The 24,826-nt window shown below is 29.8% G+C and carries 32 protein-coding genes and 1 pseudogene; 17 read left to right on the forward strand and 16 right to left on the reverse strand.

Features of this window, described 5'->3' with window-relative positions:
- Window positions 1-8 precede the first annotated feature (8 nt).
- Together JG554_RS09875 and aroD are read right to left on the reverse strand one after the other, a co-directional pair.
- On the reverse strand, window positions 9-554 hold the full coding sequence (locus JG554_RS09875; RefSeq protein ID WP_203265282.1) for a nitroreductase family protein: 546 nt from the start codon (window positions 552-554) through the stop codon (window positions 9-11).
- 66 nt (window positions 555-620) lie between these two features.
- On the reverse strand, window positions 621-1,340 hold the full coding sequence (gene aroD / locus JG554_RS09880) for a type I 3-dehydroquinate dehydratase (protein WP_064209470.1): 720 nt from the start codon (window positions 1,338-1,340) through the stop codon (window positions 621-623).
- Between the two features lie 174 nt (window positions 1,341-1,514).
- Between aroD and JG554_RS09885 the strand changes: the two genes are divergently transcribed.
- From JG554_RS09885 to JG554_RS09905, 5 genes are all read left to right on the forward strand, one after another.
- On the forward strand, window positions 1,515-1,940 hold the full coding sequence (locus tag JG554_RS09885) for an organic hydroperoxide resistance protein (protein WP_046207487.1): 426 nt from the start codon (window positions 1,515-1,517) through the stop codon (window positions 1,938-1,940).
- A gap of 486 nt (window positions 1,941-2,426) precedes the next feature.
- The gene (locus JG554_RS09890) at window positions 2,427-2,963 is read left to right on the forward strand and encodes a GNAT family N-acetyltransferase (RefSeq protein WP_107359965.1); all 537 of its coding nucleotides are present in this window, start codon (window positions 2,427-2,429) and stop codon (window positions 2,961-2,963) included.
- Between the two features lie 212 nt (window positions 2,964-3,175).
- A complete protein-coding gene (locus JG554_RS09895; protein WP_064209472.1) occupies window positions 3,176-3,442 on the forward strand; it encodes a hypothetical protein in 267 nt (88 codons plus the stop codon).
- Window positions 3,443-3,610: 168 nt separating this feature from the next.
- On the forward strand, window positions 3,611-4,906 hold the full coding sequence (locus JG554_RS09900) for a CitMHS family transporter (protein WP_107359964.1): 1,296 nt from the start codon (window positions 3,611-3,613) through the stop codon (window positions 4,904-4,906).
- A gap of 352 nt (window positions 4,907-5,258) precedes the next feature.
- On the forward strand, window positions 5,259-5,495 hold the full coding sequence (locus JG554_RS09905; RefSeq protein ID WP_203265283.1) for a hypothetical protein: 237 nt from the start codon (window positions 5,259-5,261) through the stop codon (window positions 5,493-5,495).
- 9 nt (window positions 5,496-5,504) lie between these two features.
- On the opposite strand, the gene JG554_RS09910 is transcribed toward JG554_RS09905, so the two are convergent.
- Window positions 5,505-5,720, reverse strand: coding sequence for a sterile alpha motif-like domain-containing protein (locus JG554_RS09910; protein ID WP_046207482.1), 216 nt, complete (start codon window positions 5,718-5,720; stop codon window positions 5,505-5,507).
- Between the two features lie 311 nt (window positions 5,721-6,031).
- Window positions 6,032-6,238, reverse strand: coding sequence for a TM2 domain-containing protein (locus JG554_RS09915; RefSeq protein ID WP_019467917.1), 207 nt, complete (start codon window positions 6,236-6,238; stop codon window positions 6,032-6,034).
- Between the two features lie 276 nt (window positions 6,239-6,514).
- Here JG554_RS09915 and tsaT point away from each other — a divergent pair, with 276 nt between their 5' ends.
- Entirely contained in the window at window positions 6,515-6,697 is a 183-nt protein-coding gene (gene tsaT / locus JG554_RS09920; RefSeq protein ID WP_064209474.1) for a type II toxin-antitoxin system toxin TsaT, read from the forward strand.
- A 238-nt stretch (window positions 6,698-6,935) separates the two neighbouring features.
- On the opposite strand, the gene JG554_RS09925 is transcribed toward tsaT, so the two are convergent.
- Window positions 6,936-7,145 (reverse strand): hypothetical protein, encoded by a 210-nt coding sequence (locus tag JG554_RS09925; RefSeq protein ID WP_046207480.1) that lies wholly within the window; start codon window positions 7,143-7,145, stop codon window positions 6,936-6,938.
- A 120-nt stretch (window positions 7,146-7,265) separates the two neighbouring features.
- On the opposite strand from JG554_RS09925, the gene JG554_RS09930 reads away from it, so the two are divergent.
- From JG554_RS09930 to JG554_RS09940, 4 genes are all read left to right on the forward strand, one after another.
- Window positions 7,266-7,514, forward strand: a complete 249-nt coding sequence (locus tag JG554_RS09930) for a hypothetical protein (protein WP_107359963.1) — start codon at window positions 7,266-7,268, stop codon at window positions 7,512-7,514.
- A 127-nt stretch (window positions 7,515-7,641) separates the two neighbouring features.
- Window positions 7,642-7,776 (forward strand): hypothetical protein, encoded by a 135-nt coding sequence (locus JG554_RS13285; RefSeq protein ID WP_256277551.1) that lies wholly within the window; start codon window positions 7,642-7,644, stop codon window positions 7,774-7,776.
- Between the two features lie 149 nt (window positions 7,777-7,925).
- Window positions 7,926-8,888: an arsenic resistance protein gene (locus JG554_RS09935; protein ID WP_107359962.1), complete on the forward strand. Its 963-nt coding sequence runs from the start codon at window positions 7,926-7,928 to the stop codon at window positions 8,886-8,888.
- A gap of 162 nt (window positions 8,889-9,050) precedes the next feature.
- On the forward strand, window positions 9,051-9,239 hold the full coding sequence (locus JG554_RS09940) for a hypothetical protein (protein WP_046207477.1): 189 nt from the start codon (window positions 9,051-9,053) through the stop codon (window positions 9,237-9,239).
- 92 nt (window positions 9,240-9,331) lie between these two features.
- Here the strand turns inward: JG554_RS09940 and JG554_RS09945 are convergent, their stop codons facing one another.
- A complete protein-coding gene (locus tag JG554_RS09945; RefSeq protein ID WP_046207476.1) occupies window positions 9,332-9,562 on the reverse strand; it encodes a hypothetical protein in 231 nt (76 codons plus the stop codon).
- 357 nt (window positions 9,563-9,919) lie between these two features.
- Window positions 9,920-11,091: pseudogene (locus tag JG554_RS09950) on the reverse strand (IS256-like element IS256 family transposase).
- 223 nt (window positions 11,092-11,314) lie between these two features.
- Here JG554_RS09950 and vraX point away from each other — a divergent pair.
- Window positions 11,315-11,479, forward strand: coding sequence for a C1q-binding complement inhibitor VraX (gene vraX / locus JG554_RS09955; RefSeq protein WP_164996921.1), 165 nt, complete (start codon window positions 11,315-11,317; stop codon window positions 11,477-11,479).
- Window positions 11,480-11,741: 262 nt separating this feature from the next.
- Here the strand turns inward: vraX and JG554_RS09960 are convergent, their stop codons facing one another.
- On the reverse strand, window positions 11,742-12,128 hold the full coding sequence (locus JG554_RS09960) for a VOC family protein (protein WP_107359961.1): 387 nt from the start codon (window positions 12,126-12,128) through the stop codon (window positions 11,742-11,744).
- A 233-nt stretch (window positions 12,129-12,361) separates the two neighbouring features.
- Here JG554_RS09960 and JG554_RS09965 point away from each other — a divergent pair, with 233 nt between their 5' ends.
- The gene (locus JG554_RS09965) at window positions 12,362-12,562 is read left to right on the forward strand and encodes a helix-turn-helix domain-containing protein (RefSeq protein WP_046207474.1); all 201 of its coding nucleotides are present in this window, start codon (window positions 12,362-12,364) and stop codon (window positions 12,560-12,562) included.
- Window positions 12,563-12,813: 251 nt separating this feature from the next.
- Here JG554_RS09965 and JG554_RS09970 read toward each other — a convergent pair whose 3' ends face one another.
- Window positions 12,814-12,996 (reverse strand): hypothetical protein, encoded by a 183-nt coding sequence (locus tag JG554_RS09970; protein ID WP_064209478.1) that lies wholly within the window; start codon window positions 12,994-12,996, stop codon window positions 12,814-12,816.
- Between the two features lie 133 nt (window positions 12,997-13,129).
- Window positions 13,130-13,939, reverse strand: coding sequence for an alpha/beta hydrolase (locus tag JG554_RS09975; RefSeq protein WP_064209479.1), 810 nt, complete (start codon window positions 13,937-13,939; stop codon window positions 13,130-13,132).
- A 193-nt stretch (window positions 13,940-14,132) separates the two neighbouring features.
- On the opposite strand from JG554_RS09975, the gene JG554_RS09980 reads away from it, so the two are divergent.
- From JG554_RS09980 to JG554_RS09990, 3 genes are all read left to right on the forward strand, one after another.
- Window positions 14,133-15,305: an IS256-like element IS256 family transposase gene (locus tag JG554_RS09980; protein ID WP_000195429.1), complete on the forward strand. Its 1,173-nt coding sequence runs from the start codon at window positions 14,133-14,135 to the stop codon at window positions 15,303-15,305.
- 145 nt (window positions 15,306-15,450) lie between these two features.
- The gene (locus tag JG554_RS09985) at window positions 15,451-15,729 is read left to right on the forward strand and encodes a hypothetical protein (protein WP_107359960.1); all 279 of its coding nucleotides are present in this window, start codon (window positions 15,451-15,453) and stop codon (window positions 15,727-15,729) included.
- A gap of 649 nt (window positions 15,730-16,378) precedes the next feature.
- A complete protein-coding gene (locus tag JG554_RS09990) occupies window positions 16,379-17,809 on the forward strand; it encodes a YfcC family protein (RefSeq protein ID WP_107359959.1) in 1,431 nt (476 codons plus the stop codon).
- A gap of 314 nt (window positions 17,810-18,123) precedes the next feature.
- On the opposite strand, the gene JG554_RS09995 is transcribed toward JG554_RS09990, so the two are convergent.
- From JG554_RS09995 to isaB, 6 genes are all read right to left on the reverse strand, one after another.
- Window positions 18,124-18,603 carry a GNAT family N-acetyltransferase gene (locus JG554_RS09995; protein ID WP_046207469.1) on the reverse strand — a complete coding sequence of 160 codons (480 nt, stop codon included), beginning with the start codon at window positions 18,601-18,603 and terminating at the stop codon, window positions 18,124-18,126.
- Between the two features lie 160 nt (window positions 18,604-18,763).
- Entirely contained in the window at window positions 18,764-20,830 is a 2,067-nt protein-coding gene (locus JG554_RS10000; RefSeq protein ID WP_107359958.1) for a heavy metal translocating P-type ATPase, read from the reverse strand.
- 179 nt (window positions 20,831-21,009) lie between these two features.
- A complete protein-coding gene (locus JG554_RS10005; RefSeq protein WP_046207467.1) occupies window positions 21,010-21,381 on the reverse strand; it encodes a VOC family protein in 372 nt (123 codons plus the stop codon).
- Between the two features lie 236 nt (window positions 21,382-21,617).
- Window positions 21,618-21,890, reverse strand: coding sequence for a glycerophosphodiester phosphodiesterase family protein (locus tag JG554_RS13290; RefSeq protein WP_338014917.1), 273 nt, complete (start codon window positions 21,888-21,890; stop codon window positions 21,618-21,620).
- Between the two features lie 58 nt (window positions 21,891-21,948).
- Window positions 21,949-22,389, reverse strand: a complete 441-nt coding sequence (locus JG554_RS13295; protein ID WP_274380044.1) for a glycerophosphodiester phosphodiesterase family protein — start codon at window positions 22,387-22,389, stop codon at window positions 21,949-21,951.
- Between the two features lie 916 nt (window positions 22,390-23,305).
- The gene (gene isaB, locus JG554_RS10015) at window positions 23,306-23,785 is read right to left on the reverse strand and encodes an immunodominant staphylococcal antigen IsaB family protein (protein WP_046207464.1); all 480 of its coding nucleotides are present in this window, start codon (window positions 23,783-23,785) and stop codon (window positions 23,306-23,308) included.
- Between the two features lie 216 nt (window positions 23,786-24,001).
- On the opposite strand from isaB, the gene qac reads away from it, so the two are divergent.
- Window positions 24,002-24,325 (forward strand): QacCGHJ group quaternary ammonium compound efflux SMR transporter, encoded by a 324-nt coding sequence (qac, locus tag JG554_RS10020; RefSeq protein WP_046207463.1) that lies wholly within the window; start codon window positions 24,002-24,004, stop codon window positions 24,323-24,325.
- A 209-nt stretch (window positions 24,326-24,534) separates the two neighbouring features.
- Window positions 24,535-24,723: a hypothetical protein gene (locus JG554_RS10025; RefSeq protein ID WP_203265284.1), complete on the forward strand. Its 189-nt coding sequence runs from the start codon at window positions 24,535-24,537 to the stop codon at window positions 24,721-24,723.
- Window positions 24,724-24,826 lie beyond the last annotated feature (103 nt).

Consider the following 24,826-nt stretch of genomic DNA (forward strand, 5'->3'; position numbering starts at 1 on the left):
TTTCATAATTAGAACTTATCAATGATTTGATTGTGTTGGCGTTTTCTGTGTGGCATTCTTTCTAAATCTTCCAAATCTGTTAAATATAATAACCCTACTAAACGCTCATCATCTTTCACACCAAATATTTTACGTATTTCAGGATTAAATATATAAGCCGGAGACTTCCAACATGTACCAATACCTGCTTCAAAAAGTAATAACATGAGATTTTGCGCAAATGCACCAAATGCCATATTATTCTCTAAACTTTCTTTTTGTCTTGGATCTTCTTTAACGATTAAAGCAAGCATACCACCTAAATTAGTAGCAACTTTATAGTGATCTTCCTGTTTTTTTCTTAGATTAGGAAAAGCAATTTCAGTTAATTGCTTACTCATATCTCCCAATCTATCTTTTGCGATATGAACCACTCTCCAAGGTGCTCTCAAACCGTGATTCGGTGCATCTGTAGCACGCTGTATCGCTTCATATAAAGCATCGTCATCTATATTCATATCTCTTCTAAAGACCTTTATACTTCTTCGTTGAGCTATTGCATCTTGTAGTTCCATCTAATATCGCCCTTTCACTATTGATAACTATTTTCAATTATAAGACAGGACGATAAGATTTTCAAACTACTGATATAACTTTAATTGCGCGCTTAAAGTTTCAACTTGAATCTGTCCAGGTGCTTTAGGATTATCTAAACAACCATATGATACTGCGCCTCCAAATAAACCTTGTGCAGTTCTCGAAATGGTGCCTAATTTCGACATTGCAATGCCAATGACTTGTTGCGGAACTGTATCTACTGTTGCTGATAATGCATATAATAAATTTAAAACATCTTCTTTACTTAAAGGCATGACCGCGACTTTTAAGTAATCTGGATTCATTTGATGCATTTTAAAATATAAATGTTTTAGCTGTGTGAGTGCTGGTGTTTTTTGAAAATCATGATAAGACAATATAACTTCAATATTATTTTTGTGTGCTTGGTCAATCAAGTTCAATATATATTGAGATTGTTGGTTAATTTCAAATTCTACATCAATCATATCTATGTGATCTATTTTAATTATGCTTTCAAGTAATTTAATGTACGAATCAAACGTCAAATCACCTTTACCCCCTTGTGATTGTGTCCGATACGTAACTAAAAGTTTTTTATTTAAATTTAATTCATATAATTTATCAATGACATTAGCTATATCATTTATCTCTGGTGTTGCCCAATGATCAACTCTCAATTCTATTATATCGATAGAAGTTTGATATTTTACTAATTCATGTAAAAAAGTTTGTGAAATTTTATTTTCTGGCTCTATCGTTACCGCAATTTTTACTTCAGACATTTTAAAAACTTCCTTTTCAATCAACATTAAAATTATTGTATAACAATCTTAAGAACTTACACAATCTTTAAAGCATACATTTAAACAAATAACAAAAATCCATTCACCTTTTATATGATTTAAATTTAATTTTAAGGGTATTGTTGTTATATAAGTAATTTAGGAGGTAATATAATGGCAGTAAATTATGAAACAAAAGCAACGAATACAGGTGGTCGTAACGGTCACGTGCAAACAGATGATAAAGCAATTGATGTAGCAGTCATTCCTCCAGCACAAGCTGATGCTGAAAAAGGTACTAATCCTGAACAATTATTTGCAGCAGGTTATGCATCATGCTTTAATGGTGCATTTGATTTAATTCTTAAACAAAACAAAGTCAGAGGCGCTGAACCTGAAGTCACTTTAACTGTACGTTTAGAAGATGACCCAGATGCAGAAAGCCCTAAATTAAGTGTTTCAATAGATGCAAAAGTTAAAAATGTTTTATCACAAGAAGATGCTGAAAAATATCTACAAGATGCACACGAATTTTGCCCATATTCAAAAGCGACACGCGGTAATATTGATGTAGATTTAAATGTACAAGTAGTAGAATAATAACAATAAAAGCCCCCAAAATTCGATTAGAATTTTGGGGGCTTTTATTGTTAAATTAGTACTGCTTATGCTTATGTCGTGATGTCTTTTGATCATTTCCTCTTTTTTTAATTGTCTTCATCTTTATAATTAATCCATATGTAAATCATTAATATGGCAAAAGAAATCAAGATAAGCAAAATTAGCGAAACTATAATAGTCATTAAAGATTCCACTTATCGTGCCTCCGCTCATAATATATCACTCACCATATTATACCATAACCATCCTATCCATTCGCGTCATTTAAAAATTAAATAAAATACAATTAAACATTTAATAATTTTATATTTTTTGGCTTTCGAAATAAACATGATTCCATGTTTTTGAATAAAATTAAATATAGTGTTGCTCAATTTTACTTTTTCCCTTAAAATCAAATTTAATACGGCGTTAAAATTAATTAAACTATTATATAAATGGTTTATAAAATTTAGGAGGCACTCAATGACAAATATACGTTACTTATCAATCGATGATATATCCAACTATAGAACATTATTAAAACGTGGCATTCATGAAGATCTTGAAGTATTTGCATGGAAATTGCAAAATGATCGCTGCTTGGCCGAACTAAATTTACAAGATTTACTTTCTACCAATTCAAATAAATCAATTGTCATTGGAGCCTTTCAAAATAGCGTTTTGATAGGTGCTGTAACACTTATGTTTAATCAGAGTTATAGCTTGGCACACAAAGCAGTTATTGAGAATATGTGTGTTATGGGTGAAAACCATGAATCTAGAGAATATCTTGCTAAACAATTAATGGAATATGTATTCCAAATCTGTCAAAAAAAACAAATTGAAATTCTAATGACTTCACTTATATCAAATAATATTAGTGGCAAAGTCTTTTTTAGCAATTTAAATTTTGAATTACTTGCAATAGAAAAATTTGCTCGGAAATATGAAGTGGGTTATGTTGACGAACACTGGTTGATTTATTATTTCAACGGAGAAGATATGGCATTATTCGAATAACATATGACATAGTTATTGAAACCACCTCATTCAATCAATATACGTTCCACTACCTATAATCATTTAGCATTTTTGTTAATAACCTTTTTAATAAATGTTATGACATATTTAAAAATGACTTGCAATTAAATTGTTAAGCAAATATTATTTTATTAAGCTATCATTTAAAACATTAGATTAATAAAAGTATTTCTTAGAGAGGACTGAACAATTTGAAATATGCAACGACATTATTATCACTGTTCTTGTCATTAATTACATTAACTACCCCATTATTAGCTGTTAATAAAATTTTAGAAGAAGATATGCAATTATTAGCTGGTCTATTATTCATTTTAGGCGTACTACTCATTAATTTATATGCATGTTTACGTGGGGATCGTATTGCTAATATATTTGCAATGTTGGTATCGTTATTTTCATTAGCATTATTAAGTTATCCATTTTGGAAATCGTATGTAATAAACTTTTTCATTTAATTTTATAAATACATATTTTTTATAATATTTAATTATCAAAACACTTCATAACTATACATTTTAGTTATGAAGTGTTTTTTCTATATACATTTTAAAAAAAAAAAAAATTATTTTAAAAATTTTCTGAAAAGTATATAATGATTAAAACAAAGGGGGAAAATTGAATATATGAACTTAGCAATTCTCGGTTTTATTATGATTATCATCTTTATGGTATTAATTATGACTCGTAAAATGTCAGCTTTGACTGCATTAATTGTTATACCAACCATTTTTGCATTAATCGGTGGTTTCTACTCAGGTTTAGGTAAGTTTATGCTAGATGGCATAGAAACTGTTGCACCAACTGGAATTATGCTGACTTTTGCCATACTTTATTTTGGCGTTATGATAGATGCGGGATTATTTGAACCAGTCATTAATCAAATTATAAAAGTCGTTAAAGGGGATCCAGTAAAAATAGCAATAGGGACCGTAATATTAGCATCAATGGTAGCACTTGATGGTGATGGTACCACTACTTTTATCATAACTGTAACTGCAATGATGCCGCTTTATAAAAAAATTGGTATGAGTCTGTATACTTTATCTACATTAGCACTTTTATCTATCGGGGTTATGAACATGTTACCTTGGGGCGGACCCACTGCACGTGCGATTTCATCTTTGCAAGTAACTACTGAGGAAGTCTTTGTACCTATCATTCCTGCAATGATTGGTGGTATATTATTTGCTTTTGGAGTTGCTTACATACTTGGAAAACGTTCAAAAAGATATCTCACATCAAATACAAATATTGATTTAAACGATATAAAACCTACTGATACAAAAGAAGAATCTTTATTAAAAAGACCTAAAATGCTTATTCCAAATGCGATACTTACAATTTCATTAATCATCTGTCTGGTTATCGGCTTAATGCCAATACCAGTTATGTTTATGCTATGGTTTGGCTTTGCAATTTTACTAAACTATCCTAATTTAAGTATCCAAAATTCTGTTGTGAAAAAACATGCTGGCGACGTACTTTCTGTAATTAGTCTTGTTTTCGCTTCAGGTATATTTACAGGCGTAATGAATGGGACAAAAATGGTTAACGAAATGGCTAATACCTTAGTACAAATTATACCAGATGCTATGGGTAACCACTTTGCACTAATCACTGCAATTCTGAGCGGACCATTTACATACTTTATGGCAAATGATCCTTTCTATTATGGTGTATTACCTATTTTAGCTGAATCTGCACAACAATTTGGCATTTCTAAAGTTGATATGGCCAGAGCTTCAGTTCTTGGTCAACCCTTACATGTATTAAGTCCATTGTATGCTGCTGGTTATTTACTTGTAGGTATGCTAGATATAGAATACGGTCAAAATCAGCGTATTGTAATAAAATGGGCAGTTGGCTCTAGTCTATTCATGATTTTAATTGCTTGTATTTTAGGAATTATACCGTGGTAAAATGTAATTCACAACTTGCAACTAGAATATATGTAAAGTAAACAAAATCGTTAGCTTTTGAATATAAAAAGCACTCATCCAATTTTTTAGTTTGGATGAGTGCTTTATTTGTATACGAGATGAATAATTTGCCTCACCAAGTTAATTAGTCGATGATACGTTTTTCGTACTGTGCTTATATTTATATATTAACGATGATAAATATAAGCTTTAAAACACTGCATAATAACAAATTTCAATCATTTATTATTTTTTCATCAATAAGTAGACAAATAACATAAAATTGTCGTTTTATTTTATAGGTACTTGGGTAAAACTTAACGTCGGATTAACAATGTTAAGGAGTGTTTTTATGGATCAGATTCATGAGTGCAAATATATTAATCCTTCAAAAATTTCTCTCGATTGGGAATGTTTTGTTCTAAGTAAAAGTGACATGGAATTGGATGGTTTACCTACAGAACTTATTAATACATGGATGCCTCAAAATATTATTGAACCTTTTTCAATAAGAAATAATGAAATTAACTTTAGAACGGAAGACATTAAACATGCTTTAAAAATAAGAAATTGGTATTACGAACACTGAATCTTTATTTTAATTGACACTTAAATTATTCAGATATAAACTTAATGCCCTTTTTGCAGATGTCATTACTTCATTGTAATTATAATTCGTTTTAAAGTATGCATATAATTCCTGATAACCAGTTGCATGTTTAGGGAAATTGTTATCTTTATTTATAAAATAGGCAAGTTGACCAAGTGGCGTGTCGTCATTAACAAAGTCAATAATAAAATCATAAAATGTCATAAGCATTACCTCGATTACTTAAATTTTAATCGTTACATGTCTTACTATTTAAAGCCTTTTCATAATCATAACAAATAATATTTATTTGTCTATCACTGTTCATTTTTAAAATTAAAAATGATGAGTTTAATTGTTGTTACCATAGTATTTAACTAAAATTGTAAATATTGTAAAGTTTATGGGTTTCATTAATAAAGCAATAAAAATTTTATATCTTTTCACTTAAATTTTATTGTAGTCATTATTCTTTTACAATATAAAAACAACCTAGGCGAAATTGTTTCGCTTAGGCTGTTTTTTATACAATAATTTTAAACTAAAACATTACCATTTTGATCTGCAGGTTTGAATACCGTAATAATTGCACCAATGATAGCTAAAATTTGTGGGATACCTGTCCAACAAAATACAAGGAACAAGAGACCCATTCCGGTTTTTCTAGCATAAAACTTATGAATTCCAAAACTTCCTAAAAACACTGCTAAAACAATATAAATCACTTTATTGACTTCATTCATTATTTTCTATCTCCTTACTTATTCGATTCACTACTATTATACAATGTTATACTAAATAAAATCTAAAATTTTAATGCTATACGCTTATTCTTTTCTAATGCTCAGACACTTTTCAAACTAAACGCATTAGAATATCTTATACTATGGCATCTTATGAATAAATGATAAAATAAGACTCAAACTAGCTTACTAATCTAAAAACAATTAATTTTTAAGTTATTGAATAAAATCATCAAATTGTACAATTAAGATGAAATGCAAAGGAGGGACAAGACTTTGAGTTTACATTTCATGATTATATTTTGGCTTTCACTCATATTTTTAGTTTGTGGAATTATTTCCTTAATAATCTATAAGTTAAAAGGTACACAACAAACAAAAGAATCTTTACTCGGACTGACTGTTATTTTAATTATTTTTGGTGTTGTAGGTATACTCTTCACTATCATTTTCGGTTAGTTCATTTTAAAACTTTCAATATACGTGCAAAGTGTAGCGATCAAACATGCTTAACTTAAACCAAACGATATTATAAACTTCTTGAGGTACCACTTAAAACAAATTAAATAAGTGGTGCTTTAGTATAAGCTTTCGCTCATATAATATTTAAAGTTCATTTTTCTTCCTAAAACCTTAACTCATTTAAAAAACGAATCAGGTATGCTTATACCTATGTTTAAGTATCGAACGTATCGATTCAGTTTGTAATAAAATGAAAAACCATTAAGAGAATAATAATTAATATAAAGAAATATATAAAACGTTTAATCGCTCTGATTTTTTCATGGCGTATTTCTTCCTTAGAGTGATTGACATTTTCATGCAACCTCGTATTTATAAATAAAAATGGCATCGTTGCTAAAAAAGCAAAAATTAATGCTAATATAATAGATAATAAAACAATCATGCTATCACCTCATATCAATATATTTATTGAACTTATTCCCTTTCGAGTTCAATTAATTCAAAATTTAAGATTCTACTGTAGAAAAATCTTAAAAAAGCACAATCATAAGGAGAGAAAAATATGAAGTTAACTTATTTACCTAAATGGCAAATAATAAATCAAAGTCAAAAAAATTTTATGATTCAAGAAGATACAACATCTATTTCTCTTGTGAGTCCAATTAATGAATACGCGATGGGCATTTTAAGCCAAATTTATTTTACGATTGAGCAAGGCAATGTTGTTAATACTACGATTGAAAATAATAGTGATGAATTGAAAGTAACTGTCGATGAAGAAAATTTAACACTTTATATCTTCGACATTTAAACAAACCAAACATGAAAGAAGCTCACTTCACCGTATTTTTATTCAATTAGTCGATGATTAGTGTATGATATATATAAATATAATTACTTTGTAACAAGCATATAAATTCATACAGGTAGGTGAAAAGATGAAACTATTAAAAAATCTGTTGTTACTTATATCTGGCGTTTTAGTGATTCGTGCATTGCTTTTAAGTATTGATAACACAAACGATGATAAAATCGAAAATAAAGTGAGCGTTCAAGATAAAAACAAAAAATAAAATCTAAACTAACTGTTCATATAAGAAGTGGGACTTGAAATCAAATGTCATACATGATTTCTCTCCACTTTTTTTGTTTCAACTATTCTGTATCACTGACTGTGTATGTACCAAATCCAAGAACAAAAATTAATATACGAGAGGTTATTATGCAATACATAAAATCCAAAATTGAAAAATACCAAATTTATATTTATTTTATTGCACTTTTTAGTGGAATAATCGTTGGCTTAATATCCAATGCTTTTGCTAATATATTAGAAACTATTATTTCTGCTAGCTTGTGTATCCTTATGTTTAGTATGTTTTCACAAATTCCATTTTTTAACATCAAACACAACTTACTTAATATAAAATCTATTTTGGCATTATTAACATCAAATTTTATAGCTATACCATTATTTGTTTTTTGTTTAATTCAATTGTTTGATGTTTCAAATGTTCCTATCATCATAGGGTTGTACCTTGTTTTACTAACGCCTTGTATTGACTACGTAATCGTTTTTAATGCTTTAGGAAAAGGAAATGAACAACTCATGTTGTTTGCTACACCACTGCTGTTTATAGGCCAAATTTTATTATTACCTTTATATTTTACGTTGTTTCTAAACATTGATATTTTTTCACAAATAGATATTTTGCCATTCTTAAAGTCATTTTTAATGTTCATAATTTTCCCTTTATTATCAGCACTTTTATTACAATATACCAGTGAAAAATCTGAAAGCATAAATCAAATATTAAAGTTAACATCTTGGCTTCCCGAAATTTTCATGGCACTGGTTTTATTTTCAATTGTAGGTTCACAAATAAATAAAATTATTTATAACTTAAATATTGTCTTTTCAGTAATACCTATTTATATTTGCTTTTTAATCGTATCCCCTTTTATAGGTACTTTATGTGGAAAATTATTTAAAGTAACACAAGAAACTAAAAGAACGATAGCTTTTAGTTCAAGTACAAGAAATGCACTTGTTGTCTTACCTTTAGCTTTAGGTTTACCAAACCATTGGGTAACCATTGCAACTACTGTCATTATTACGCAAACATTATGTGAATTATTAGGCGAACTTATCTACATCAAAATGATACCTAAATACATTAAATAATTATATTACTATTTATCAGAGGCTAATTATTATTCATTTACTCTTAAATATATTAAACTAATATATAATTAACATTTTACACCACTCTCATTAAATAGTTCATGAACTCTGTCTCATTTTAGCCAAACGCTAATTTTTCAATTTGAAAACGGGGTGATTAAGATGCAAATTTTAAGAAGCGTATCTGAAAATAACCGTACAACTTTCCACATTAAAACGGATTTAGGCTTAATTATTAAAGTTACTGTTGATAATGAATTAACTTCAAAAGATAACAAACTATTACTAATAAAAATAGCTAACGACATGGATCAAAAACTCCAAGGCAATGTTGAATCTTTTAAAGCTTAGTGATTTTTGAATAAATGTATGCATACAAAAAGGAGTGAAAATAGGAAACCATCAGTAAAATATGGATTCCTTTTCACTCCTTTTATTATTTATTAATTAACAAGCACAATGATAAATCCAATAAATAGCACTAACATTGATAGCCTTGGCTTACTTTTTCCAAACAAACCACTCAATAATACAAATGCTAAACCTACAATTAATAATTGATTATTAAACGTTGTTAGGCCCATTAAATCACCAGCCATCATTATAACGCCATATATAACAACAATCGTTATCGCTAGGCTACATAAAAATGACAATATACTCAATAATCTCACAATATACATCCCTTTTTATAAATAGTTATACTATATGCAGTATAAAACAAAAACGCCGCTTCGAAAAGCGACGTCAATCTCGAAAATATATTCCACACTAAAGTTTGGAGGACTTTTTGTGCTTGGTTAGTTATACCCTTCTTTATAAAATAAAAACACAAAAAACTAATTTTCCCAAAAAATTATCATGAATTATAATTAACAGTTAAAAATGCATTGTTTTGAATAAGATTCAACAAGTTAATTAAATTAATTGAATCATACCAGTGGAAAAGAATTTAATAAAAAGTTATCCTATAGTTAAAGTAGTCAAGTCCAGACTCCTGTGTAAAATGCTATACAATGTTTTTACCATTTCTACTTATCAAAATTGATGTATTTTCTTGAAGAATAAATCCATTCATCATGTAGGTCCATAAGAACGGCTCCAATTAAGCGATTGGCTGATGTTTGATTGGGGAAGATGCGAATAATCTTTTCTCTTCTGCGTACTTCTTGATTCAGTCGTTCAATTAGATTGGTACTCTTTAGTCGATTGTGGGAATTTCCTTGTACGGTATATTGAAAGGCGTCTTCGAATCCATCATCCAATGATGCGCAAGCTTTTGAATATTTTGGTTGATCGATATAATCATGAATCAATCGATTTTTAGCCTCACGCGCTAAGTTAATATCTGTGAACTTAAAAATTCCTTTAACAGCTTCTCTGAAAGATTTTGAATTTTTTTTAGGAATGGTGGTAAAGATATTTCTTAGGAAGTGAACTTGGCATCTTTGCCAACTTACGTTGGTGAAGGATTTTCTAATGGCAGAGACTAATCCTTTGTGCGCATCAGAAATAACGAGTTCCGTACCTTGTAAACCGCGTTCTTTTAGGTATTCAAAAATGTTGTCCAGGTCTCTTCGCTTTCGCCACTTTGAATCATGAAGCCGATAATTTCACGGTCGCCATCTTTGGTTATTCCAATCGCTATATGACAGCTTTTTGAGAGTACTCGATTTTCTTCTCGTACTTTTATATAGAGTACATCGGTCATTAAGTAAGGATAATTTTTTTCTGATAATAAACGATTCTGCCACTCGTTAACCATAGGTTCTAGCTGTTCTGTTAAGCTAGAAACGAAGGACTTAGAGACGGATTTACCACAAAGTTCTTCCACAATTTTTGATACTTTACGAGTTGAAACGCCTGATACATACATTTCCAACATTGAAGCCATGAGGGCTTTTTCGTTTCGTTGATAACGTTCAAACACTGTGGGTGAAAAATGGCCATCACGTGTTCTGGGTACTTTTAATTCTAGCGTGCCTACACGTGTCGTAAAGCTGCGCTCATAATAGCCATTTCGTTGACTTTGTCGGTTTTCTGTTCGTTCATATTCTTTTGCTTGAATATATTCTGTTCGTTGATTTTCCATTAGTTGATTAAATACCGTTGTTAAAATATTTTTAGAAACGTCATCCTTTACAGAATATTCAATAATGCTTTGAATCTCTTCGCTTTTCAGTGTAAAATGTACTTGGGTCATGTAAAAGTCCTCCTGGGTATGTTTTTGTCGTTAAAAACATTGTACCGTAAAAGGACTGTTATATGGCCTTTTTACTTTTACACAATTATACGGACTTTATCGTTAAAGTATTAATCATTTCAATTATAAAATAATAATTTATTCGTCTTATAAAAGTAATGTTTCTATTTATGCATTATTTTATATTGTAGTGAATTGTTTTATAGAAAAAAAGGGTGATGAGATGAAAGTATTACGGAAAGTTTATAAAGACGAAGAACCAATTTACCATGTTAAAACCGATAAAGGTTCTGTTATTAGAATTAAAGGTTCTGACGAATTGACCGATGCAGAAACTGAAGAATTATTAACAATAGTTGCAGAGGATATTGATAAAATGAAAAAATAAATAATCAAATTTTGAACGATGATGTTTACGATGGACAAAGGGGTTACATCGTAAGTATCATCGTTATTTTACTGCTTGGTTAGGCATCATAACTGAGTCTTTATATATTATATAATGCTTTTTTAACAATGATTGATACTGAAATCACATTTTATAAAATACTTTGATGTAATAAATAACAAGCACCAAGTTTAATTTATATCAACATAAATTAAATTTAGTGCTTAACAAAAAATTACGGAAACTATTCGTAAATATATAATTATTGCTCAATCAATTGAATTAAATTACCACAAGTGTCATCAATGATTGCTAATTTAATTCCTTCAACCTCTTTTGGTACTGTATGGAATTTCACATCTAGATCTGACAGTGACTGATATGTTTGTTCTAAATTAGAAACGCCAAACATTGTGACAGGAATACCTGTATTAAATAAATCGTTTTGATATGTTTTTGCTATAGGATTCTCATTAGGTTCAAGAACAATTTCTACCGGGTTGTCAGAATTGTTTTCTTTTACAGTTAACCATTTAAACCCGCCACCAATCTCCATATCATGTACAAGTTCAAAACCGAGTTTTTCTGTATAAAATTGTTTTGCCTTTTCTTGATCATCTACAAAAATACTCGTAGCAATTATTTTCAATTTATTTCCTCCTTTATTTATAAATATTTTTAATGTCTTCTTTTATACCCAATTCTTGTCCCCTGACACTTTAAATATTCAACCAATGATTCATAGTTAAATTAAAAATATTAAAGTTGTTAGTAATGACAATGCCAATGAATACTAAATTATTAGTAATTTGAACATACCTTTTATCTGTACTAAAATAACTAATGTAAGTCTTATGTATTTAATTATGGGAGGTTTAAATTTTGGAAGCTTTAACTGAATTACGCGAAAAAAAGCATTTAAGTTTGTCTAAATTAGCGATTAATTTAAACAAAAGTTATGAGAAAAATTACAGAATATGTCAAATTTGGGATTGGGAACATGGATATAGAGAACCATCAGAGAATGACACTAAAATACTAGCTGATTATTTCAACGTATCTCAAAAAACATTTAATCAATAATTATATGAATTTAGTACGAATATTGAATTTATATAATTATTGATTAGATTGTTATCATGTATCACTATTTATATATAAACTAGACAACTATCATTTATTAAATCGTCTAGTCGACATGCAAAGTCACAGATAGTTAATGTATGTTTATTGTTAATGAAAGTCATGCAATGACAGCCATTTTCTAACTGTTCAGAGTCTGTATGTTGTTTGAGCCTGAAACATTTTCAGGCTCTTTTTTGTAGTGTTATTCATTACTTTTTATAAACAATTGTAATAAAATAATCTACGCCTTCCACAGTGTTCGTAACAGAAGGTGTCACTGAAACTAGTTCCCAGTGTTGTTTATCATCCACTTCATGTAAAAATTGGTTCACTCGTCCATCAAATTCTTCAAAGCTTTCTTCGTATTCCATATGCAAAGTTTTAATAAACATATTTGTCTCCTTCTATTATTTTGTATTAATTATTTTCTTATTATAAATCTTCCAAATTACTGAAACAAACATTTTGAAATATTTGAGGACTTAATAAACTATAAATTTGTAAATATACTTTAAAAACTTATGATTACTGCATTTCATTATCCAACCAATCAACAATTTCTTTAAAAATACTCTTATTAAAAGAAGATTCATTAAATATTTCATGTTGTAAACCATCATATATATGAATTGATTTGTGTTCTGAACCTATTTCATCAAATAATTGTAGTGAATCTTTATAACTCACCAAACCATCCTCTTTGCCATGTAATATTAATGTAGAATCAATAAATTTAGAGGCATTTTCTTTTAAATACTTTATTCCCTCAATGAGTGTTGATACTAGTCCCATTGAAATTTGTTTAGCGTTTAAATCATCTAATGCATATTTTTCAACAACTTCTTGATCAGAGCATAGTCCTTCACTAAGCACGTTATCAAAATAACTATTCATATCTATCTGTTTGTCTACTTCACCAAATAATTTTTTATTATATCTCGTTAAAGCTCCTGATGTTATGATGCCACTTACTTCATTCGGATGTTGTGTACCGAATAAAGTTACAGTATATCCACCCATACTATGACCAATTAAATAAATTTTACCTTCATAATTTTCTTTAACTTTATCAATCACTGCAGACAAATCTTCTACGATTTCATCCTTATTACTATAAAATGTCTGTTTTCCTTCCGAACGGCCGTGTCCGCGTTGATCATATCTAATGACATTGAATTCATTTTCATTCAAATAACTAGTTATTTCATCATAACGATCAAGATGTTCAGCTAATCCGTGGACAATGATAATATTTGCTTTAGCCTTTTCAACTTCATTTATTTTTGTATAAAGTTTCGTGTTATCTTTGGACAATACATATTTTATATAATTCATTTTCACTTCACCTCATAGTATTAAAAATAAATTTATTTATACTATTAAAGTCCCCCTTTCAAATTAAAAACAAACTTAATCTGCCTATAATAGATAAAGTCCGTATAATTGTGTAAAAGTAAAAAGGCCATATAACAGTCCTTTTACGGTACAATGTTTTTAACGACAAAAACATACCCAGGAGGACTTTTACATGACCCAAGTACATTTTACACTGAAAAGCGAAGAGATTCAAAGCATTATTGAATATTCTGTAAAGGATGACGTTTCTAAAAATATTTTAACAACGGTATTTAATCAACTAATGGAAAATCAACGAACAGAATATATTCAAGCAAAAGAATATGAACGAACAGAAAACCGACAAAGTCAACGAAATGGCTATTATGAGCGCAGCTTTACGACACGTGTAGGCACGCTAGAATTAAAAGTACCCAGAACACGTGATGGCCATTTTTCACCCACAGTGTTTGAACGTTATCAACGAAACGAAAAAGCCCTCATGGCTTCAATGTTGGAAATGTATGTATCAGGCGTTTCAACTCGTAAAGTATCAAAAATTGTGGAAGAACTTTGTGGTAAATCCGTCTCTAAGTCCTTCGTTTCTAGCTTAACAGAACAGCTAGAACCTATGGTTAACGAGTGGCAGAATCGTTTATTATCAGAAAAAAATTATCCTTACTTAATGACCGATGTACTCTATATAAAAGTACGAGAAGAAAATCGAGTACTCTCAAAAAGCTGTCATATAGCGATTGGAATAACCAAAGATGGCGACCGTGAAATTATCGGCTTCATGATTCAAAGTGGCGAAAGCGAAGAGACCTGGACAACATTTTTTGAATACCTAAAAGAACGCGGTTTACAAGGTACGGAACTCGTTATTTCTGATGCGCACAAAGGATTAGTCTCTGCCATTAGAAAATCCTTCACCAACGTAAGTTGGCAAAGATGCCAAGTTCACTTCCTAAGAAATATCTTTACCACCATTCCTAAAAAAAATTCAAAATCTTTCAGAGAAGCTGTTAAAGGAATTTTTAAGTTCACAGATATTAACTTAGCGCGTGAGGCTAAAAATCGATTGATTCATGATTATATCGATCAACCAAAATATTCAAAAGCTTGCGCATCATTGGATGATGGATTCGAAGACGCCTTTCAATATACCGTACAAGGAAATTCCCACAATCGACTAAAGAGTACCAATCTAATTGAACGACTGAATCAAGAAGTACGCAGAAGAGAAAAGATTATTCGCATCTTCCCCAATCAAACATCAGCCAATCGCTTAATTGGAGCCGTTCTTATGGACCTACATGATGAATGGATTTATTCTTCAAGAAAATACATCAATTTTGATAAGTAGAAATGGTAAAAACATTGTATAGCATTTTACACAGGAGTCTGGACTTGACTCTATAATATTCCATAAATTCGTAAATGGTGATTGACCTCGACCTTCTTTCAACCTTTAAATCTTAGTTAATGATATGATTATATTGGAGGGCGATATGAATGGCGAAATATATATATTATCCTATAATTTAAATTCTATTTCTTTTGGATATGAAAAGTTACCATCAAAGTTAAATCTTGTAGGTAAACCATTGTACATTTATAAAGGACTGTGGTTATTAAAAAGTGACTTGGATCAAAATAGCATTTGTGAAAATATAAAGAGTGCTTTCAATTCAAATGATGATTTTTTAATATTTGAAATTAATCAAAGTCCTTTGGGCACTTTGAGTGCACAAAAGTACGACGAAATATTAAATTTACTTAATGATTAAACATATTCTTAAATTTGAATGTGTTTTTTATTTGTATTATTTAAGTTAATTTCATAAATATGTTATACTTTTTATTACTTAAAAGATTTATGTATAGTACAATTATATAAATGGTCAGTTTTGTACTTCAACCTATTTCACAGTTTCATTTGCAATTTCATAATTTTAAAACAATGACCATTGTTAAGGGGATATTTATGAAAATTATTGATTTCAAAATTAGTAACTATGATATAATCTATACTGTTAAAACGGATAACGGACATACGTTTTCCCACGCTCTACCAAAGGATACAACATCACAAAATGTTCATCGTTATTTGAATATATTGTGTATTAATGTTGACCGAACAAAGTAATATATACCTATAATTATTAAGAGGACAGCTCTTTTAACTGTCTTTAACTATCAAATAGATACAATATTTCTAACAAAGTCTAGCAAATGATCTGCAAAGTTCATTTACTAGATTTTTTTATTCTCATTAATTCATACTACATTCTTCAACTAAAATCATATTTATTTAATTCTTTTATAAAAATTTTGTTATAATTAAGTTTAAAATAATTTTTCAGAATATTAAGATTCTATTTTATATAAAATAATGATATTAGTTCAAAATTTATGTTAACTCAAAGGGGTGTATCAATGAAATTTTCAAAAAACAAAGGGAATACAACAAATAAAAACAGAAAAAAGTTCGAAATGCCTCATATTTATGTCATATTATTTATATTTGGTGCCATCGCTACCATTTCCACTTACCTCATTCCTTCCGGAGAGTTTAATCGAATTAAAGGACCTGAAGGCAGAGAAATGGTTGATGCAGATTCATTTCATTACATAAAAGCTACACCAGTCAATATAATAGACTTTATATCGATTATTCCTAAAGGACTCATAGCAGCAGGTGAAATCGTATTCTTTACACTTATTATTGGTGGTATGTTTATGGTATTAAGACGTACTGGCATTATTGAAATTGCTGTTGATAAACTCGCGCGTAAATTTTTAAATCATAGTATCTTTATTATTCCAGTATTGACCTCTGTATTTGCAATTATTGCTACTTTAATTGGTACAGCTGAACTTTCGCTTGTATACATACCAGTTATCATTCCGTTAATTATTGCCTTAGGCTATGATTCTATAACGGCTACTGCAATTGCGTTATGTGGTACTGTAGTCGGTTTTACAGTTGGTGTATTAAATCCAATCAACACTGGATTGGCTCAAAAATTGTCCGGTGTACCTGTTTTTTCTGGTATTGGCTTACGACTCACACTCTTTATCATTGTGCTCTTTGTAACAATATTATTTATAATGAGATACGCTCAAAAAGTAAAACAAAATCCAAATATCAGTTTAGTTTATCAAGAAGACACAGAAAAAAGACAGACATATAAAGATATTACGAAGCACAAACCATTGGTTGCCACTCAACGTCAAAAAATCGGTATTGCTATAGTATTAACCTTTTTCGTCATACTTGTTTATGGCGTGACTACACAAGGTTGGTTTATGGTTGAAATGTCCGGCTTATTTATCATTATGGGCATTGTCGTTGGATTAGTTACCGGGTTGACTACACGTGAAATTTGCGAATCATTTAACGACGGATTTAAAGATGTTTTGATGGGCGCTATCATTGTTGGGCTTGCCCGTTCTATCGTGGTAGTTCTTGAAGATGGTAAAATTATGGATAGTATTGTCTATGGATTAGGTTCTGTTATTGAGGGGGCCACACCGACTGTCGCAGTCATTGGTATGTATATCGTTCAGGTATTAATTAACTTCATCATCTCATCGGGGAGTGGTCAAGCACTTGTCACTATGCCTATCATGGCACCTTTAGCCGATATGCTAGGTATTACTCGCCAAACAGCCGTTTTGGCTTTCCAATTAGGCGATGGTTTCACACATGTATTCTACCCCACAAGCGGTTATTTCATGGCTGCATTAGCTATTGGTGGCGTGTCTTATACCAAGTGGATCAAGTTTTTCTTTCCACTATTTATTATATGGGGACTTATTTCTATTGCTACATTGGTAATTGCGCAATTAATTGGCTGGTCCTAAATATACTAATACTGGTCATTCGTATATCAGAGCTATTGATAAAATTTTAGTCTTTTTTAACTTTTAATGAGTACATAAACGTCAATTTCTATTGAGATGAAATAGAAATTGACGTTTCTTCTGTTTTATAAAAAATGATATGCTGTTGAACGATTAACCTTTTTGGCAAACTTTGAGAATCAATTCAAGTTCACGTTTCCCCTATGGATAAAGTCAATCACCATTCTATTAAAAATCAATCAATCATTAATTCATTCTAAAATACTACGGTTTTCATTTTCTTTGATTACCAATTTTTAAATTAATGTTTTATGTTAATCATCATTCTCTATCACTTTTTCCATTCTATAATTAGTAGTTTGAAACCCTAACTTATGATACAAGGACACTGCCCTCCTATTATGACCGAACACATGTAAACCGATACGATGTATATTATTTTTTTCACAATAATCTTCGATACAAAGCATAGTTTTCTCACCTAATCCTTTCCCTCTATAATTGTCAAAAATATGTACATCATAAATAAAACACTTATTTATCTTTTTATTTTCCGCAAAATGCAGCCAGCAATATCCAATCGCTTCGTTCAAATAAACAACAGTAAATAAATATTGATTATCAGTAGCTAATCCGTGGGGCAGTAATTTTTCAAAATCTGAACGTGCCCTTTCAATAGCTCCTTCTGTTTCCCAAACACCGCTTTTTATATGTTCATGTGCATATTCATGTATGCTCTTTTCATAAACTTTATCAAAAGTTCGTTGCGTCATTGGTTCTAGTGTTAACGACATGTCATCCCCCTCTCTTTAAATTAACACTAGTTTAGCATAATTCATTTTTCGTTTACGAATTAAAAAAAAGTGGAACAAACACGTTACCTTTAAAAAGATAGTGTCGTTCCACTTTATCAAAGTCACTATATTCGCACATTTATTCAAAATTTTTATAGTGCTATTTCAATTTCAATGTCATCGCATTAATGGCAACAATAACCGTACTTAAAGACATCAAAATTGCTCCTACAGCAGGTGATAAGATTAAGCCAATAAATGCTAAAACGCCAGCTGCGAGCGGTACAGCAATAATGTTATATCCAGCGCCCCACCATAAGTTTTGAACCATTTTTCTCATAGTATTTTTAGAAAGTGTAAGGAAATGAATAATGTCTGATGGTGCACTTTTAACAAGAATCACATCTCCTGATTCAACAGCAACATCCGTACCTGCACCAATAGCCATACCTATATCCGCTCGAATTAAACTAGGTGCATCATTGATTCCATCACCAACCATCATTACTTTATGTCCCTCAGCTTGATAGTCTTGAATAATCTTTTCTTTATCTTCAGGTAATAGTTGAGCATGAACATCATTAATACCTAGTTCTTTAGCGACCGTATTTGCCACTTCATTATTATCACCTGTTAACATCACTGGTGTAATATTTCTTGATAATAAATCCGAAACCATTTTTCTCGAACTTTTTTTAATTTTATCACCTTGTGCAATCACTCCTATGACTGCTTCATTATGAATTAAAAAGCTAACTGAATTACCTTGTTTAGCAAGTTTTTCAAACTGTTCTATATCATATTTCAAATTATTTTTTTCTAAATAACTAACATTGGTAATTTTATATTTTTGATTTTCTATTATACCTTGTAAACCAACACCTGGTATATTTGTTACTTCTTGAGGATTTTTGATTGTGATATCTTTATTTTTTGCAAACGTCACGATGCCTAAAGCAAGTGGATGGTTAGAATTACTTTCCAATGAGGCAAATAAAGATAAGATTGCTTCATTATCACTTTGAGGTGTATAGCTTTCATAATGATTAACTGAAAAATCACCTTCAGTTAAAGTCCCTGTTTTGTCCATCATAATATAGTCAATATGCTGAGCTAATTCAACAGAAGATCTATTTTTTATGATTAAGCCATGATGTGCACCAATAGAAGTTGAACGTGCTGTAACAAGTGGTATTGCTAATCCCAATGCATGCGGACAAGCAATAACCAATACTGTCACTAATCGTTCCAAAGCAAAATCTAAATTATTATGGATAATCATCCACACGATAAATGATATTAAACCAATACTCACTGCAAAATAAAATAGATAGCCTGCTACTTTATCTGATAATAGTTCAGCGTCTGATTTGTCATTTTGTGCTTGATTGACTAACCCCATTACTTGGGATAAATAGCCATTTTCACCTGTAGCAGTTACTTTGACATTTACCGTACCTGAACCATTTATTGAACCACCAATCACTTGATCTTGTACATTTTTAACCACTTGCTTAGATTCTCCTGTGACTAATGATTCATCTACAGAAGTACTACCTTGAATAATCACACCATCTGCCGGTATGCTTTCTCCAGCTTTCACTTCTACGATATCATCCACTTCGATTTCTGAAATAGAAACTTCTTCTTTTTGTTCTGAATCTATGACTTTTATTGCTTTGTTAGGTAGAAGTTCTGCCATTTTCTTTAAAGCATTGCCTGCATTACCAACTGCATTCATTTCTATCCAATGTCCTAATAACATAATTAATATTAATGTTGCTAATTCCCAGAAAAAGTCCATTACATGTCCTGATACATTGCTAAAATGATTCATATAAAATGCATATAAACTATAAACATATGCTACAGAAATACCTAACGCAACAAGCGTCATCATGCCAGGCTTTTTAGACGCAAGTTCATCTTTTGCACCAGTTAAAAAAGGTTTGCCACCATAGAAAAACAAAACTGTGGCAAGTACTAATACAATCCAATCAGAGCCATTAAATGAGAACTGAAACGGTAATTTTATTCCCATCATTGGTGATAAAATGATGATTGGTATGGCAAATAATAATGATATAAAAAATTTACGCTTAAAATTACCATGATGATGTCCATGGTGTTCATGCATTTCATGTACTTCATGATGATGTGTATGATGTCCTTCGTGCATCTGATGCTCATGACTATCATGTGCTTCATGATTATTGGAACTTGTCATATTATATCCTCCTTACAAAGTGTATCGTTATTCTCTTAACATAAACGATTATAACACATACCCCTATAAGGTATAATAAATATGCTTACAATTACTAAAAAAGACTGAAACCAACGAATTTCATCGCCTTGATTTCAGTCCTTTTGATCACAGCTATTTATTTTAAGAAATACTAAATGCTATTCACTTACTGCAAAATAATTACCTTGTCCATCTTGAAAATTAAATACACGCGTTCCTGACATTTCAATAATATCATGTCCAGTTAAACCCATGTCTTTTAATTTTGTATAAAGCTCATCAAAATTAGAAGCTTTAAACATCAGTGATGGTGTTCCCAGATTAACGCCTGGGCTATATTTTTTTATAAATTCTTTTTCCATAATAGAGATAGATGTTTCAACTTCATTATTGGGAGCAATTTCTACTGCTTTATATCCCTCCGCTAATGCTTCTTCTGATAAAACTGCAAACCCCATGGTATTTTTCCAAAAATCAACAGCTTTTGACTGATCATCTACATATAGCATGACTTGATTTAATTTTTCCATTTCAATACACCTTTCAATTTTAGACATGCTTAAATATAGCCAAAACGATATACATATAAACGATTTATGTAAAAATTTTTTCCTGTATATAAGTATATAAATTTAAATTTTAGTATTCTCATTAATAATTTAATCTTCTAAAGGATTCAAGTTCCTACCTAAACACAGTATGTTTCTATATATCATTGGTGGGATGAATTTATTATTTTATCTATGGGTTATTATTAAAACCACCGTCAACACCCATTTTTTTTCATTTCTTTTACTTCTTCTTGACTATTCAATGTAAACACATGAACTTTTAAACCGTTTTTGTGAGCTCGTTTAATCAACGCTACATCTACGTTTTTCTGACTTATCCCTATGCCATATATAAATTTTGACAAACGTTGCAGTTCTTTATCTGATAATTCATTAATCTCATTATCATCAATCAGTTTTATTAATGGAATGTTTTTATTTATTTTATGGATGTTTACTAAACTACTTTCAGAAAATGACTGTATTATAACTTTGCCCTTTTTTAGTTTATATTTGCTAAGTAAAACTTTTTATTAAGTTCTTCTATTAATTTTTTATCCATACCGGGTAAATTTCAGGGTTTTTGGTTTCAATGTAGAAATTAGATTTTTTATAATACTTTTTTAATATGTCTGCTAATTCTGGTACTTTTTCATTTTTATACTTTTTCTTAAACCAAGATCCTGCATCTAATTTTTTAATTTGCGATATGTTTTTGTCTTTTACAAATCCTGTACCATCGGTAGTTCTATCAACTTTACTGTCATGCATTGCAATCAATTTATTATCTTTAGTCATTTGTAAATCTACTTCTATATAATCTGCATCTAATTCAATTGCTTTATCATATGCGACAAAAGTATGTTCAGGCGTCGTTCCGCTAGCACCTCGATGTGCAATGTTTAAATATTTTTTACTTAAAACATCTGGAGCACAGCCAGAGAGTAATATACTACATAAAATACACACGCCAATTACTTTTTTCATTTTTACGTCTCCCTTTTACCATATAATTAATAACAAAAAATTAATTATTTACTCATTAAAATAACCACCCTTAAAGGTGGCTGCAAAAATAATAAAGCTCTAAAATAAATCATATTTTTATAATATTATAGTAAATTAGGTTTTTCAACGCTTTTTATAGTAAAATTCAGCAACACTGTGACATAAATAAATTATTATTATATAATATGAACAAATAATTCATTTGTCATAGTTAATTCAAAATCATGATATGCTAAATCAAAATGAGGTGCTTTATGAGATTTAAAAAAGTCTAAAATATTCTACTATTTTTTCTTGATAATAACATTTATCACAATTTTAACTAGACCATCAGAAACAAAAATAAATGAAATTATGAACGCTTCTAATTTCAATACATTGCTTTTGATTAGTAACGAATTTATAAAAACAATATCTATAAGTTTACCACCATCAATCATCATATTTTTGGTTTTTTATTTTTATATTTTAAGATCTCAACAAGATTAATATGCTGAATGCTTTTTTGGACAAAAGTACTTATCTCTTATTACAACGCAAAAAATTGTTAAAAATAAATTTGTAATTAAAAAGTTAATGCTTCTCAAAGCACATGCTTAAATCTTTACTTCTAAAATTATACATATAATTATATTCATTTAGCCTTAACCTATTAAACCCACTCTAAAAATAGTTTTTATTACAAAAACGCCCACCAATTGGTGAGCGTTTGTTTACTGAAATTTAGTTTTATAAAAAGAAGCATAATCATCATCTATTAATCACTTTATGACTATGCACTTGTAAAGTACACACTGCTAAAAAATTTAAGGAATAATGTGCAACCTACTTTTATTAACTACATTATTTATTAAATTTGATTGATTATTTAATATTCCTCACATTATATTTCAATTTAAGTATTAATTTGTACTTTAGTTACATAGCCATCATTTACATAAAATTTAATTGATGTACCATTATAATTACGTTCATACATATTCCCTGCTGGTGTGTCCGTTACATCTGAAGGTCCATATACTGTTAATAAATCATTTTTTGAAACAGTTTTACCATCTAAATCAAAAGTAACAGCATCTGCTTTATTTTCGCCAGTTTTACGAAATGATTGATCATATATATCTACCATCTCCGCTGTTTCTGCATCGCTATTTGTAATTTTATAACCATTAATTGTTAAATTTTTGTATTTAATTGCATTAATAAAATCTTGATCCAAAATAAATTCACTATTTGCTGATGTATAACCTGTATAGTTATAATATGGCGTTTCTGCTGCTTGGGTTTGTGATTGATGTGAATCGATTGCTGCTGCACCTACTGCTGTACTAAATACGAGGCCGCAAGATAACATTATCTTTGACACTTTATTCATATTAAACACTCCCTGTAAAAATTTTGAATCTCAGTTGATTCAATTGTAATATTACACTTATATTACAAAAAGTCAATTGTTTACTGATTAATATAATCCACAAAATTTTTGAGTTCACAAAAATTGACACCTCACATATCGTTAGAAAATTACAAGACTATTATTCATTAATTAAACAAGTAAAATGAAATTATCAATTATAAAGGAGAGAATATCATGCCTTATTTATTATTAATTTTAGCTATAGTGGGAGAAGTCATAGGTAGTGCATTTCTTAAATCATCTGAAGGTTTTTCTAAGCTTTTTCCAACTTTGGCAACAATTATTTCATTTCTTGCATGCTTTTATTTTTTAAGCAAAACTTTACAATATTTACCATTAAATATTACATATGCTAGTTGGGCTGGACTTGGTTTGGTACTTACAACGATTGTGTCAGTTGTAATTTTCAAAGAACAAATTAATTTGATGAGTGTCATTTCAATTACTATTATTATTGTGGGTGTTGTATTACTTAATACTTTTGGGTCAACTCATTAGACACTTAATTTTTAAATTATTAGCCACCTTAGATAGGTGGCTACAGACTGTTCACAAAGCCTCCAACTTTGTTGGCAGTCTTTTTATACACGCTTTCCGCGGGCACTGCCTTAGCCTGTAGTCTTCGTCTAGTGCTATTCCCGCAGGAGTCGGCATAAATCACTGCCAACATTATAATATATGTAAATTAAGCAGTGATGGTGTTTATTATGTTGAATAAATCAATTGATAAAAGAGATCGATATGAAATAATTTCTATCTCTGACTTAGTCGCTAATAGTCATTTATTACATAAAGTCGATGCGATATTAGATTTAAATTTTGTATATGAACTTGTCGAATACAAAGGAAGAATTAATATAAACATGGTCAAAGTAAATTCGTTTCTGAAAAATTGAAATGTGCCTTATCTATAGTAAAAATACGACTTACTATAGAATCCTAATTCATGTTCATAATAAAAAAAGGAACTGTTTGAAAGTCCCTTTAAAGTGAGTTACC

The sequence above is a fragment of the Staphylococcus sp. 11-B-312 genome (genome assembly GCF_016743055.1).
Taxonomy (GTDB): Bacteria; Bacillota; Bacilli; order Staphylococcales; family Staphylococcaceae; genus Staphylococcus; species Staphylococcus ureilyticus.

Coding starts and splice junctions, on each gene's coding strand:
- JG554_RS09900 (WP_107359964.1), top strand. CDS start 3,611: ATGAACTTAGCAATTCTCGGTTTTATTATGATTATCATCTTTATGGTA.
- JG554_RS13285 (WP_256277551.1), top strand. CDS start 7,642: ATGAAACTATTAAAAAATCTGTTGTTACTTATATCTGGCGTTTTAGTG.
- JG554_RS09940 (WP_046207477.1), top strand. CDS start 9,051: ATGCAAATTTTAAGAAGCGTATCTGAAAATAACCGTACAACTTTCCAC.
- JG554_RS13295 (WP_274380044.1), bottom strand. CDS start 22,389: ATGAAAAAAGTAATTGGCGTGTGTATTTTATGTAGTATATTACTCTCT.
- JG554_RS09990 (WP_107359959.1), top strand. CDS start 16,379: ATGAAATTTTCAAAAAACAAAGGGAATACAACAAATAAAAACAGAAAA.
- qac (WP_046207463.1), top strand. CDS start 24,002: ATGCCTTATTTATTATTAATTTTAGCTATAGTGGGAGAAGTCATAGGT.
- JG554_RS09970 (WP_064209478.1), bottom strand. CDS start 12,996: ATGTTTATTAAAACTTTGCATATGGAATACGAAGAAAGCTTTGAAGAA.
- JG554_RS09975 (WP_064209479.1), bottom strand. CDS start 13,939: ATGAATTATATAAAATATGTATTGTCCAAAGATAACACGAAACTTTAT.
- JG554_RS09915 (WP_019467917.1), bottom strand. CDS start 6,238: ATGAATGAAGTCAATAAAGTGATTTATATTGTTTTAGCAGTGTTTTTA.
- JG554_RS09885 (WP_046207487.1), top strand. CDS start 1,515: ATGGCAGTAAATTATGAAACAAAAGCAACGAATACAGGTGGTCGTAAC.
- JG554_RS09890 (WP_107359965.1), top strand. CDS start 2,427: ATGACAAATATACGTTACTTATCAATCGATGATATATCCAACTATAGA.
- JG554_RS10000 (WP_107359958.1), bottom strand. CDS start 20,830: ATGACAAGTTCCAATAATCATGAAGCACATGATAGTCATGAGCATCAG.
- JG554_RS10005 (WP_046207467.1), bottom strand. CDS start 21,381: ATGGAAAAATTAAATCAAGTCATGCTATATGTAGATGATCAGTCAAAA.
- JG554_RS09985 (WP_107359960.1), top strand. CDS start 15,451: ATGAATGGCGAAATATATATATTATCCTATAATTTAAATTCTATTTCT.
- JG554_RS09935 (WP_107359962.1), top strand. CDS start 7,926: ATGCAATACATAAAATCCAAAATTGAAAAATACCAAATTTATATTTAT.
- isaB (WP_046207464.1), bottom strand. CDS start 23,785: ATGAATAAAGTGTCAAAGATAATGTTATCTTGCGGCCTCGTATTTAGT.
- JG554_RS09995 (WP_046207469.1), bottom strand. CDS start 18,603: ATGTCGTTAACACTAGAACCAATGACGCAACGAACTTTTGATAAAGTT.
- JG554_RS10025 (WP_203265284.1), top strand. CDS start 24,535: ATGTTGAATAAATCAATTGATAAAAGAGATCGATATGAAATAATTTCT.
- JG554_RS09980 (WP_000195429.1), top strand. CDS start 14,133: ATGACCCAAGTACATTTTACACTGAAAAGCGAAGAGATTCAAAGCATT.
- aroD (WP_064209470.1), bottom strand. CDS start 1,340: ATGTCTGAAGTAAAAATTGCGGTAACGATAGAGCCAGAAAATAAAATT.
- JG554_RS09925 (WP_046207480.1), bottom strand. CDS start 7,145: ATGATTGTTTTATTATCTATTATATTAGCATTAATTTTTGCTTTTTTA.
- JG554_RS09875 (WP_203265282.1), bottom strand. CDS start 554: ATGGAACTACAAGATGCAATAGCTCAACGAAGAAGTATAAAGGTCTTT.
- JG554_RS09930 (WP_107359963.1), top strand. CDS start 7,266: ATGAAGTTAACTTATTTACCTAAATGGCAAATAATAAATCAAAGTCAA.
- JG554_RS09905 (WP_203265283.1), top strand. CDS start 5,259: ATGGATCAGATTCATGAGTGCAAATATATTAATCCTTCAAAAATTTCT.
- vraX (WP_164996921.1), top strand. CDS start 11,315: ATGAAAGTATTACGGAAAGTTTATAAAGACGAAGAACCAATTTACCAT.
- JG554_RS09910 (WP_046207482.1), bottom strand. CDS start 5,720: ATGACATTTTATGATTTTATTATTGACTTTGTTAATGACGACACGCCA.